Genomic DNA, 12196 nt, shown 5'->3' with positions numbered 1-12196 from the left:
GCGTCACCGCTCCAGCCACAGGCGATGGGGGGTGGCCTCGGCCAGCCAGCGTTCCCGCGAATGGCGGAGCGGGATGGTCGCGGCCATGCCGATCATGACCGCTCCCAGACAGATCATGAAGACGATGACCGGCCACTGGAACGGCTCGGGAACGTGCAGCGCGAGGAACCAGGCGCGCTCCTCGGTTCCGGAGAGTTTGAACACCATCGACACCAGCCCTTGGGGGAAGAGCGGCAACCAGCCGAGCGACCAGCCGAACACCACCAGGAAGACCTTCCACCCGGGCATCTTCGGCGCCTTGTCGGTGATGGTGTGGGTCAGCGCGTACGGCAGGTCGAGGGTCAGCGTGGTCGGGCTGCCGGGCACACCGGAGACGGCGAGCACCCCGTCGAAGGACGCCAGCCGCCGTTCGACGCCGTGCCGTACCTCCTCGGACGGCTCGGCGTCTCCGTCGCCGGTGATCGTGACACGCAGGGCGGCGCCCTGATGGCTGATGTCGATCAGCACCCGCTCGGCGCCGGGTTGCCCGGCGGCGTCGGTGAGCAACTCGCTGACCGCGAAGAAGGCCGCGGACTCCACCGGCGGCTCGGGCCGTACCGGCAGGTCGACCTCCACCGTCACCTGGATCGGGCTGTCCAGCGCCAGTGCGCGGACCGCGTCGCCGAGCCCGCGCTCGGCGAGCACCGGCGGGTGGATGCCGCGCACCACCCGCCTGAGTTCGCCGAGCGCGGTGGCCGACGCCTCGCGCGCCCTGGCGAGCAGGACCTTGGCGGCGGCCGGATCGTCGCGGACCAGCCCTTCCGCCGCGCCGAGGGTCATGCCCATCGCGATCAGCCGGGCCTGGGCCCCGTCGTGCAGTTCGCGCTCGATCCGCTGCAGCTCGGCCGACTGGGAGTCGATGGCCTCGGTCCTGGTCCTGGCCAGGTGGCGCATCGTCCCGGCGAGCAGGGTACGCGCGGTCGGGGCGAGCAGCAGGACGGTCCACCGGGCATGGGCCTGTAGCAGCCGGGGAGCCGCCAGCACACCTGCCGCCGCGACAGCCAGGCCGAGCGGGGCGGCGAACGGGTGCCAGAGGAACGGCGTCGCCACACCGCAGCCGATCAGGAGGAGGGGGAGCAGGCCGAGGACGCCGGACACGAAGGGGTCGAGTGCCAGCCACAGCATGTCGCGCCAGGTGGCGGGATCGGCGAACATCCACTTCCAGCGCATGTTCCACGCCGGGACGGTGGGCGTCTTGTAGAGGGTGCGCTCCGACCGGTACCAGCCGTCGGGCTGGAGGACGGGCGGGGGCGGGGGCGGGTCGTACGGCTCGGGGACGCGGATGCCCGACCAGGCCCACGCCCTGCTGCGGGCCAGCCCGGTGAGGACCCGGTGCATCCGCACGACGGGCGTCAGGAGGAAGACCATGCCGAGCCCGTAGACGAGGATCAGGGACATCGCCCCGGCGACGGTGGCCACGGCCTCCGCCAGCGCCGCGAGAACCAGCGCCATCGTGCGGAGGAGGGCTTGTGCGTGTCTCCTCATGGTTCCCCAGTCTCGGTGATCCCGCGGGGTGCCGGTAGTGGCCCTGAATACCTTTCCAGGTGGAGCTAGCCCCACCCCCACCGGGCGTCAAACCGGATTCCGTACGGCTCGCCGCGTTCCTACCGTCGTGGTCATGGCAGTCATCGAAGTGAACGAACTACGCAAGAGGTACCGCGACATGGTCGCGGTGGACGGTGTGTCCTTCACCGTCGAGGAAGGCGAGATCTTCGGCGTGCTCGGGCCGAACGGCGCGGGCAAGACGACGACGGTGGAGTGCCTGGCCGGGCTGCGCACCCCCGACAGCGGCACGATCTCCGTGCTGGGCCTGGACCCCCGGCGGGACGCCGCCGAGCTGAAGCAGATCCTCGGCATCCAACTGCAGAGCTCAGGGCTCGCCGAGAAGCTGAAGGTGTGGGAGGCGCTCGACCTCTACGCCTCCTTCTACCGCGCGCCCAGAGACTGGGACGCGCTGCTCGACCAGGTCGGCCTCGCCGACAAGCGGGACGCCGCCTACGGCAAGCTGTCCGGCGGCCAGAAACAACGGCTCTCCATCGCCCTGGCGCTGGTCGGCAACCCCCGGGTGGCGATCCTCGACGAGCTCACCACCGGCCTGGACCCGCAGGCCCGCCGGGACACCTGGGGCCTGATCGAGGAGGTCAGGGCGAGTGGGGTGACGATCGTGCTGGTCACGCACTTCATGGAGGAGGCGGAGCGGCTCTGCGACCGGCTCGCCGTGATCGACTCCGGCCGGGTGGTCGCGGTCGACAGCCCGGCGGGGCTCGTCGGCCGGGTCGACGGAGAGCAGCGAGTGACCTTCCGGACCTCGACGCCGGTGGCGGACCCGGTGCTCAAGGCCCTTCCCGAGGTGCTGAACGTGACCAGCTCACGCGGCCAGATCACCGTGACGGGCACCGGGAACCTGCTGACGGCGATCACTCTCGCCCTGGCCGAGCACGACATCGTGCCCATCGACCTGCGTGTCGAGCGGGCCAGTCTCGACGACGCCTTCGTCGCCCTCACGGGCAAGAAGATCGACTTCTAGGGAGAACGCCGAAATGATGAAGACACTCACGGTGGAGACCAAGCTCTTCCTGCGCGACCCGGCCTCGTTGTTCTTCGCCGTGCTGCTGCCCACCGTGCTGCTCCTGGGCCTGAGCAGCATCCCCAGCATGCGCGACCCCATTCCCGAGTTGGGCGGCCAGGCGGTGATCGACACCCACATGCCAGCGATGATGACCGTGCTCGCGGTCGTCATGCTGGCCTTCACGGTGCTGCCCGCGGCCATGGCGATGAGCAGGGAGAGCGGTCAGCTCCGCCGGATGTCGACCACGCCGGTCTCCCCGAGCCGGCTGATCATCGCTCAGGTCCTGATCAACGTCGGCGTCGCGATCATCGCCACCGGGCTGATGATCGTGCTCGTCAACCTCGTGCACGGCGTCGCCATGCCGCGGCAGCCGCTCGGATTCCTGCTGGTCTTCCTCCTCGGCAGCGCCTCGGTCTTCGCCGTCGGGCTGCTCATCGGCGCGCTGGCGCCGACTGCCAAGTCCGCGCCGGGGATCGGGTCGCTGCTGATGTTCCCGCTGCTCTTCGTCAGCGGGATGTGGATGCCCCGCGAGGCGATGGCCGACCTGCTGCGCCAGGTCGGCGACTTCCTGCCGGTGGTCCCGTTCGGCCAGGCGCTGCGCGACACCTGGGGCGGCGCCGCCCCCGCACCGCTGAACCTGGTCGTCATGACGGCCACCCTGCTGCTGGCGGGCGGTGCGGCGGTGCGGTTCTTCAAGTGGGAGTAATTTTGACCGATCGTTCTCGAATGGTTTAGAGTCGGGGCCATGGCAAGGACGAAGGAGTTCGATCCGGATACCGCCCTGCAGGCGGCTCTGGAGCTGTTCTGGGCGCGGGGATACGAGGCGACGTCGATGGCCGACCTGGTGGCGCGCCTCGGGATCGGCCGGGCGAGCCTCTACGCCACCTTCGGCAGCAAACACGAGCTCTACGTGCTGGCCCTGCGGCGGTATGTGGAGAAGCGCGATCCCTCACCGATCGAACTGCTGTCACAGCCGGGGCCCGCGCTGCCTGCCGTACGGGCGCTGGTCGAGCTCTACACCGAGCAGTCGGTGGCCGACCAGCGCGGATGCATGATCGTGAACGCGGCCGCCGAGTTGCTGCCCGGCGATCTGCCGGTGACCCGTTTCGTCGAGGGCAACTGGGGTTCGCTGGAGACGGCTCTGACGTCGGCGTTCATCCGGGCTCGTGCGCAGGGTGAGCTGCCCGCCGACCGGGATCCGCAGGCACTGGGGCGTTTCATTCTCGTCTTCCTGCAGGGCCTGCGGCTCATGGCCAAGGGCTCCCCCGATCCCGCCAGGCTCCGGGATGCCGCCGCCCAGGCCCTTGCCGTACTTGCGTGAACCGGCTTTTTTGTGCCGTAATTCTAGAACGACTGGTCAAGATAGAGGATCGAACATGAAATTTGCGGATAAGACGGTGCTCGTCACCGGCGCGGGTTCCGGCATCGGGCGCGCGGTCGCGCTGGGCTTCGCCCGCCAGGGGGCGACGGTCGTGGTGGCCGCCAGGACCCGCGACCCGCTGGAGGAGACCGTCAGGCAGATCGAGTCCGCAGGCGGCCGGGCCACGGCGACCACCGTCGACGTCACCGACTCCGCGAGCGTGGCCGCCCTCGTCGGCGAGATCGTCGAGAGGTACGGCCGGCTGGACATCGCGATCAACAACGCGGGCGTCTTCACCATGGGCAGCGTCACCGACCTCCCCGAGTCCGAGTGGACCCGCGTGCTGGAGATCAACGCCACCGGCGTCTTCCTGGCGATGAAGCACCAGGTGGCCGCCATGCGTACGGCGGGCAAGGGCGTCATCGTCAACGTGAGCAGCAACCTCGGCGCCCACATGCACGTCCCCGGCCTCAGCGCCTACGCCGCCTCGAAGGCCGCGGTCACCGCGCTCAGCCGTACGGCCGCGCTCGAACACATCGGTGAGGGCATCCGGATCAACGTGGTGAGCCCGGGTCCCCACGACACCGAGATGTCCATGCGTCCCGGCGAGACCGAGGCCGAACGCGAGACGCGCATGAAGGAGCAGGTGCCGATCGGGCGGGTCGGCTCGCTCGACGAGATCACCGGGACCGTCCTGTGGCTGGCCTCCGACGACGCCGGCTTCGCCGTGGGCAACGATCTCGTCGTGGACGGGGGCACCTCCCTCTGAGCCGGACGCCTCACCGGCGGTCGATCAGGCGGGGCGCTCCGTTGACGGTGAGCATGATGGAGTAGACGGAGGTGGTCGCGGTCACGAAGAGGCGGTTGCCCTTCGGGCCGCCGAAGACCAGGTTGGACACGGTCTCCGGGAAATGGATCTTGCCGATCAGGGTGCCGTCCGGGTCGAAGCAGTGCACGCCGTCGCCGGCCGCCGCCCAGATCCGGCCCGCGTCGTCGAGCCGGATCCCGTCGAAGACGCCCTTCGAGCACTCGGCGAGGACGTCGCCACCCGTGAGCGTGCCCTGCGGGGTCACCTCGAAGGCGCGGATGTGGTTGACGCGGGTGTCGACGATGTAGAGCAGCCGCTCGTCGAGGGAGAACGCCAGGCCGTTGGGGCGGACGAAGTCGTCGGCGACGATCCGCACCTCGCCGGTGGCCGGATCGGCGCGGTAGACGTGGCAGCCACCGATCTCGCTCTCGGCCCGGTGGCCCTCGTAGTCGCTGTCGATCCCGTACGACGGGTCGGTGAACCAGATGGAGCCGTCCGACCTGACGACGGCGTCGTTCGGGCTGTTGAACCGCTTGCCCTGGTGGCGGTCGGCGATGACGGTGATCGAGCCGTCGTGCTCGGTGCGGGTGACCCGGCGGTTGCCGTGCTCGCAGGAGACGAGCCGGCCCTCGGCGTCGAGGGTGTTGCCGTTGGTGTAGCCCGCAGGCTGCCTGAACGGGCCGACTCCGCCGGTCGCCTCATCCCAGCGGAGCATCCGGTCGTTGGGGATGTCGCTCCACACCAGGGAGCGGTGTGCGGGAAAGTAGACCGGGCCCTCCGCCCAGCGGCACCCCTGATAGAGCCGCTCGACCTGGTCGTCGCCTCGGCAATCCTTGAATCTCGGGTCCAACATCTCAATCATGACTTAACCCTATCTCGCTATATTGGGATACGACCGAACTCTATATGGCGAGGACAGGGTTTCTATGGATGAGATTGACCGTAAGCTCATCGAGCTCCTCCAGCACGACGCGGCCAGGCCGTACTCCGCGCTCGGCGAGGCGGTCGGGTTGTCGAGCGGCGCGGCCCATGAACGGGTGCGCAAGCTGAGGGAGCGCGGGATCATCCGCCGCACGACCATCGACGTCGATCCGGTCGCGCTCGGCCGGGGAGTGCTGGCCTTCGTGATGATCGACTCCAACGCCTGGATGGGCGACCCGCCCACCGCCGAGGCCCTGCTCGCCGTGCCCGTGGTCGAGGAGGCGCATGTGATCGCGGGCTCGTCGTCGCTGCTGGTGAAGGTGCGTACGGGCAGCACCGACGAACTCCAGGCGGTCCTGCGCCGGCTGTTCCAGATCGACGGGGTCACCGGCACCCAGGCGATCGTGGTGCTGCAGACCTTCTTCGAACGGCCCACGAGTAGCCTGTCGGCATGCTGAGAATCGCGCACATCAGCGACATCCACATCGGCGGCTCCCCGCAGAGCGTAGAACGCGCCGAACGGGTGATGCGCTATCTCGCCGCGCTGCCCGGCCCGATCGACGCGCTGATCGTCACCGGCGATCTGGCCGACCACGGAACGGTCGAGGAGTACGAAATCGTCCGTGACCTGCTGCGGCGGTCGCCCTACCCGACAGTCATCTGCCCGGGAAACCACGACTCCAGGCCGGAGTTCCGCAAGGTGCTCCTCGGCGAGCAGGGAGACGGCCCACCCAACGGGCCGGTCAACCAGGTGCTGCATCTGGCGGCGGCGACGATCGCGTTGTGCGACTCCAGCATCCCCGGCCGTCCTGACGGTCTCCTCGCGGACGAGACCCTGGCGTGGCTCGACGACGTGCTGGCCGCCAGCCGGGTGCCCGTCTTCGTCGGCATGCACCACCCGCCCATTCCGCTCGGCCTGCCGTACGTGGACGAGATCCGGCTGGGCGAGGCGCACCGGCTGGCCGAGGTGCTGGGCCGCCACCCTTCGGCGGCGGCGCTCCTGGTCGGGCACGCGCACACCGCCGCCAGCGGCACCTTCGCCGGGCTCCCGCTACGGGTGGCGCCCGGCGTGGTCTCCACGCTGCTGCTCCCGGTGGAGTCGGCGGAACGGGCGCCGATCGACTACGACCTGCCGCCCGCCGTCGATCTGCACCTCTACGACGACGGCAGCCTCGTCACGCACACCCGTGTGATCACTTAGCGCGCAGTCCCGCCCCGACCTCGTGCATGTGGCCCAGCGCCTGGCGGTAGGAGTCGACCAGGCCGCACTCATGGTAGGGAACGCCGATCTCCGCGCAGAACTCGCTCACGATGGGCTTGGCCTTGCGCAGGTTGACCGACGGCATGCTCGGGAACAGGTGGTGCTCGATCTGGTGGTTGAGCCCGCCCAGCGCGACGTCGATGACCCGGCCGCCCGTGACGTTCCGGGAGGTCAGCACCTGCTTGCGGAGGAAGTCGAGCTTCTCGTCGTCGCCGCAGAGCATCTGCATGCCCTTGTGGTTGGGGGCGAACGTCATGCCGAGGTAGACGCCGAAGACGGCCTGGTTCACGACCACGAACGCCAGCGCCATGCCGAACGGCAGCAGCGTGAAGATCACCGCAAGGTAGATCACGACGTGCGCGACGAGCAGCGCCCCCTCGATGGGGCGGTTCTTCATGGTCGACTTGAACAACGAGCGGAAGCTGGCGACGTGCAGGTTCATGCCTTCCAGCGTCAGCAGCGGGAAGAAGAGATACGCCTGCCAGCGGCCGATGAGCTTGGGCAGCCCGCGGCTCACCTTGGCCTGCCGCTCCGACCAGAGCAGCACGTCGGGCGAGACGTCGGGGTCGTGGTCCTCGTGGTTGGGGTTGGCGTGGTGCCGGGTGTGCTTGTCGGTCCACCACCCGTAGCCCATGCCGATGAGCAGGTTGCCGACCAGCCAGCCGGAGACCTCGGTGATGCGCTTGGTGCGGAACACCTGCCGGTGCGCGAGATCATGCGCGACGAGCGCGGCCTGCGAGAACGCCACCGCCAGCAGCGCCGCGACCACCAACTGCAGCCACGACTCCCCGACCAGCACGACCGCGGCCCAGCTGCCCACGTAGAGGCAGGCGACGATGGTGAACCGCGCGGCGTAGTAGCCGGGCCGTCGCTCCATCAGACCCGCCTTGGCGATCCTTCGGGACAGCCGTGCGAAGTCACTGCCTCTGGCGTCCTCTGACCGACCGGTGGGTTCGATCGCGATTGAGCTGGTCACGGGTCTCCTCACGTGGTTCCTTGACGATGGCCTCAGCCGTACCGGTTGCGGGTCTCTCTAGTCTCGGAACCACCCCGGCCTGCGGGAATCCCGTCGCCACCCCGGCTCTTGGTAGTGCTGACCCCACCATGACTCACGCCTGATTCGGCCGCGTGCGGGCGACCATGGGGGTATCGGCGACGAGCCAGTCCTTCGAAGCGGTGTAGACGATCACGTGTTACGACTCCCGCGTGGGATCTGTCTGGTCCGTGACCGCAAAGAGTAGCGGACGCGGGAGGTTTCGTCCCCATTGTCCGACCAGATGATGCTGACCTGCGAAAACTCAGTGTGCAGCCATGTCGACGAAACGGCTGTAGTGGCCCTGAAAAGCGACCGTAACGGTGGCTGTTGGGCCGTTACGATGCTTGGCCACGATCAGGTCTGCCTCACCGGCTCTCGGCGATTCCCGCTCATATGCGTCCTCGCGGTGCAGAAGGATGACCATGTCGGCATCCTGCTCGATCGAGTTGTGGACATTGATGCCGTTCGCCACGAAGTTATGAGTGCCGGGGACCGTGGCGTCGTAAACGGGTTGCATTCCCAGACTCTGAACCGAGGCTACCTCGTCCCAGAACACATCGTTGGTCGCGAGCATCTCCAACTCGGCGTCGTCCAGGATCGCCGCCACCTCGCCGAGGCTCTGCCGGGCGTGCCTCACCGTCGAGGACGGGTGATGCGCGAGGGCGCCACCGACCCGATCCCAGACCGCACCGGGTACGGCGTCGCGGTCGGCGCCGCCCCTCGCCGCGCGCAGTCCGGCCGTGCACCGGGCGGCTTCGGCCGATCGTTCGCCGACGCCGTCGAGGAAGCGCAACTGGTTCTCGGCGTCGTCGATCGACAACCGGTGCCGGCGGTCGCCGCTCCCGGACTCCCCGACCCGGGCCAGCACGTTGAAACGCAGCAGGAGACGGGCGACGTCGTCGGCCTGCCGGCGACCGGCCGACGCGTAGTGGACCTGGGCCTGTCCCGTCGTCTCGTCCCACCGGATCCGGCCGTCGGCCGCCCACAGGTGGCGCAGGAAGCGGGCGATCCGGTGCTTGGGCAGGGCGAAGACGCCCGGGGGCACGCCTGCCGGGTCGCCGGTCATCTCCTCCGGCGACCACACTTCTCCGGTCTCCAGGGGCGCGGGCACGTGGCGGGCGACCGCCAGTCGCGTGCCGGCCTGGACCTCTCCCAGCGGACGCCAGCCGTCGTAGGTCAGGAACGGATGGTTGGCCGTCGCCTCGATCTCCCGCCCGGAGGCGAGCCGCAGCCGGAAGACCTCCTTGACCCCGCTGGAGAAGGCATGCGTCAGGGTGCGGGGGACCAGCCGGAGCCCTTCGTCGAGCGACCAGACCGGGACGTCACGCTCACCGCTCGCCAGCAGGTCGCCGATCGACACCTCCGCGCCGGTGTCGGCGCGGAGGATCCGGGTCGCCGCCGTGAGACAGCCGGACTCACGCAGGTCGCTGACCATGGGCCGCTTGTCGGTCCGCTGCTCGGGGCCACGGTTGAGCTGCGAGATCGCGATGACCGGGACCTCAAGCTCCTTGGCGAGCAGCTTCATGGCCCGGGAGATCTCGGAGACCTCCTGCTGGCGGCTCTCCGTCTTCTTCGGCGAGCTCATCAGCTGGAGGTAGTCGACGATCACGAAGCGCAGGTCGTTGCGTTGTTTGAGCCGGCGGCACTTGGCCCGGATCTCCATCATCGACATGTTGGGCGAGTCGTCGATGAACAGCGGCGCCTCGGCGACCTCGCTCATCCGGCGCGCCAGCCTGGTCCAGTCGTCGTCGTTCATCAGACCGGACCGCATCGACTGCAGTGACACCCGCGCCTCCGCGGACAACAGGCGCATCGTGATCTCATTTCGCGACATTTCCAGCGAAAACACGACGGTGGTCATTCCGTGCTTAATAGCGGCAGATCTCGCGAAATCCAAGCCCAGGGTGCTGTTGTGCGTCGGTATACAGGCCCTGCTCGCCAGGTACATGTGATCGGCGTTGTCGACCTCGACGCATCGCACCGGCGTCGAGGGCACGGCCCGGACGTCGACGATGTACCGGACCAGGCTCGCGGGGCGCGCCGTGGCCGCCTGCCGGACGGCCTTGCGCGTAAGACGGAACACCGTCTCCGCCGCCGTAAAATCGATCATGTGACAGACCGAGGAGCCGGCGGCCCGGCCCTCGACCGCCCTGGTCCGCATGGTCGCCCGGTAGCCGAGGCTCAGGACGAGCTCCAGGGCGTCGTTGGCGAGCCGCTCGTTCGTCACGGCGAACTGGATGCGGCCGGCACGGCTCACGTAGCCGTCGGTGTCCAGCAGCCCGGCCAGCAGGGCCCTCCGCTGCTCCTCGGAGGCACGCAGGTATCGCCGCGGAATGTGCTTGTCACCGAGAACCCCCAAGGACCGCAGGGTCGCCCGCACGGTGTCAGGCCGGTCCCCGCAGTCGGCGCAGGCGGGCGACGGAACGGGATCACCCGACCGGGGAGCGACCATCGCCTCGCAGACCGCACAGCCACGCGACACCGGACCCTCCGGACCGGGGAACCCGATGGAGTGGGTGACGCCGTCGCCGGCACGGGTGACCCACAGACCCTCCGCTTCGACATTGGCGACGATCTCCGGGTCGACGGTCGTGAACCTCGCGTCCTCGCGATGACCTTCGCCGAGCCATATCCCGAGGACGTACGGCGGCAGAGGTAGGTCTTGCTCGTCCAGATCGAACGGCATCGCGACCCCGACCGCGTGGTTCGGCCGGGCGTCGGCCGGGGAGCGGCGCAGGGTGGCGGCGATCTCCTCGGTGGTCACGATCTCGCCGTGCATCGCCGTCGTGGCGGTGTTCTCCGGCCGGAGAACCGGTGCTTCGAGGAGCCGCCGGGAACCGTCGGGCCGGCCAGGGCCGGCCAGGGCGGAGGACATCGGCCCGATCCCCGTCTCCACGGTGCGGAGAACAGGACGGAACTCCCTCGCGATCGAGAGACGCACCCCGCTGCTCGACGCCACGGAGGCCTGCGTGACGCGGGCGGCCGACTCGGCGGGCCAGGAACGGGACGGCTGCCGGCGGCTCACGCGCGCGCTGGTCCGCCACTGGTGCCGGGCATCGGCGACGATCACCGTGCCGTCGCTGAACTCGACCTCGTAGCAGGGCCGCCCGCGCATCGCCTCGGTCGCCGCGACGACCCGGGTGGGCTTCCCGTCGGCGCCGATCAGATGATCACCGACCGCGACCTCGCCCATGGTCGTCCAGCCGGTGGGGGTAGGCAGCGGCGTGTCTAGCGCGAGGGCCTTCCCGATCGCCGGCCGGGCCGCCACGACGATCATCTGGCCGGGGTGCAGGCCGTTGGTGAGCGAGTCGAGGTCCTGGAAGCCGGTGGGGACGCCGACCATCTGGCCGGATCGGCTGCCGATGGCCTCGATCTCGTCGAGGGCGCCGGGCATGATGTCGGCGAGCGGGAGATAGTCCTCCGAGGTGCGGCGCTCGGTGACCTTGTAGATCTCGGCCTGGGCGCGGTCGACCAGCTCGTCGACCTCTTCGTTCTGCCCGCCGTAGCCGTAGGAGACGATGCGGGTGCCGGCCTCGATGAGCCTGCGCAGGATCGCCTGCTCCCTGACGATCTTCGCGTAGTAGCCGGCGTTGGCCGCCGTGGGGACGACGGCGGTGAGGGTGTGGATGTAGGCGCCGCCGCCGACCCGGCCGAACTCGCCGCGTTTCTGCAGCTCGTCCATGACGGTGATGGCGTCGGCGGGCTCGCCTCTGCCGTACAGGTCGGTGACGATGTCGTAGATGATCTGGTGGGCCGGGCGGTAGAAGTCGTCGGAGCGCAGTGCCTCCACGACGTCGGCGATGGCGTCCTTGGACAGCAGCATGCCGCCCAGCACCGACTGTTCCGCCTCGATGCTGTGCGGCGGGGTGCGTTCGAAACCTGCCGCGAAACCCGGCGACTCTCCGTCCACCGCGCACCCCCTTGCTCTCGCGGCCGGCCCACTTCCCCACATGTAGTCGACCAGTGAGACAGTTTCGCGGCTTGATGAGCATGGTCGCAACGCGGCCTGTGGATGAGCCTGTGGCTAACGTGTGTACTACTCCCCGAAGAGTGGGGAGAGCCTGGGGACGAGACTGTGGATAACTCTTCCACAGATCACGAGAACCCCGCCCTGTCAGCAAAAACGTTATCCACCGCCTGTGGATGAAAGAAAGTCGCAGTTATCTGGGGGGCCGCGTGTCGTTCGGCCCGACGTAATAGGC

General features: G+C 69.0%; 10 protein-coding genes. 6 read left to right on the top strand and 4 right to left on the bottom strand.

Features of this window, described 5'->3' with window-relative positions; all coding sequences use genetic code 11:
* Positions 1–3: 3 nt before the first annotated feature.
* Positions 4–1524 carry a sensor histidine kinase gene (locus MBA17_RS20715; RefSeq protein WP_238498163.1) on the bottom strand — a complete coding sequence of 507 codons (1521 nt, stop codon included), beginning with the start codon at positions 1522–1524 and terminating at the stop codon, positions 4–6.
* A 133-nt stretch (positions 1525–1657) separates the two neighbouring features.
* Here MBA17_RS20715 and MBA17_RS20710 point away from each other — a divergent pair, with 133 nt between their 5' ends.
* Genes MBA17_RS20710 through MBA17_RS20695 form a run of 4 tightly spaced genes read left to right on the top strand, consistent with a single transcriptional unit; the run spans position 1658 to position 4737 of the window.
* Positions 1658–2566, top strand: coding sequence for an ABC transporter ATP-binding protein (locus tag MBA17_RS20710; protein WP_238498162.1), 909 nt, complete (start codon positions 1658–1660; stop codon positions 2564–2566).
* Between the two features lie 13 nt (positions 2567–2579).
* The gene (locus tag MBA17_RS20705) at positions 2580–3314 is read left to right on the top strand and encodes an ABC transporter permease (RefSeq protein WP_238498161.1); all 735 of its coding nucleotides are present in this window, start codon (positions 2580–2582) and stop codon (positions 3312–3314) included.
* Between the two features lie 39 nt (positions 3315–3353).
* A complete protein-coding gene (locus MBA17_RS20700) occupies positions 3354–3929 on the top strand; it encodes a TetR/AcrR family transcriptional regulator (RefSeq protein WP_238498160.1) in 576 nt (191 codons plus the stop codon).
* Between the two features lie 55 nt (positions 3930–3984).
* On the top strand, positions 3985–4737 hold the full coding sequence (locus MBA17_RS20695; protein ID WP_238498159.1) for an SDR family NAD(P)-dependent oxidoreductase: 753 nt from the start codon (positions 3985–3987) through the stop codon (positions 4735–4737).
* Positions 4738–4747: 10 nt separating this feature from the next.
* Here the strand turns inward: MBA17_RS20695 and MBA17_RS20690 are convergent, their stop codons facing one another.
* Positions 4748–5638 (bottom strand): SMP-30/gluconolactonase/LRE family protein, encoded by an 891-nt coding sequence (locus MBA17_RS20690; RefSeq protein ID WP_238498158.1) that lies wholly within the window; start codon positions 5636–5638, stop codon positions 4748–4750.
* A 64-nt stretch (positions 5639–5702) separates the two neighbouring features.
* Between MBA17_RS20690 and MBA17_RS20685 the strand changes: the two genes are divergently transcribed.
* Complete coding sequence (locus MBA17_RS20685) at positions 5703–6155, top strand: Lrp/AsnC family transcriptional regulator (RefSeq protein ID WP_238498157.1); 453 nt, start codon at positions 5703–5705, stop codon at positions 6153–6155.
* Positions 6149–6898: a metallophosphoesterase gene (locus MBA17_RS20680; protein WP_238498156.1), complete on the top strand. Its 750-nt coding sequence runs from the start codon at positions 6149–6151 to the stop codon at positions 6896–6898. The genes MBA17_RS20685 and MBA17_RS20680 overlap by 7 nt, the downstream gene beginning before the upstream one ends.
* Here the strand turns inward: MBA17_RS20680 and MBA17_RS20675 are convergent.
* Positions 6891–7934, bottom strand: a complete 1044-nt coding sequence (locus MBA17_RS20675; protein ID WP_455432808.1) for a fatty acid desaturase family protein — start codon at positions 7932–7934, stop codon at positions 6891–6893. The genes MBA17_RS20680 and MBA17_RS20675 overlap by 8 nt on opposite strands.
* 322 nt (positions 7935–8256) lie before the next feature.
* Entirely contained in the window at positions 8257–11817 is a 3561-nt protein-coding gene (gene dnaB / locus MBA17_RS20670; protein ID WP_238498400.1) for a replicative DNA helicase, read from the bottom strand.
* Positions 11818–12196 lie beyond the last annotated feature (379 nt).

The sequence above is a fragment of the Dolomitihabitans soli genome (assembly GCF_022213955.1).
Lineage (GTDB): Bacteria > Actinomycetota > Actinomycetes > Streptosporangiales > Streptosporangiaceae > Streptosporangium_A > Streptosporangium_A soli.
The sequence above is the reverse complement of the archived record's forward strand: the minus strand, read 5'-3'. Positions and strand labels throughout refer to the sequence as shown.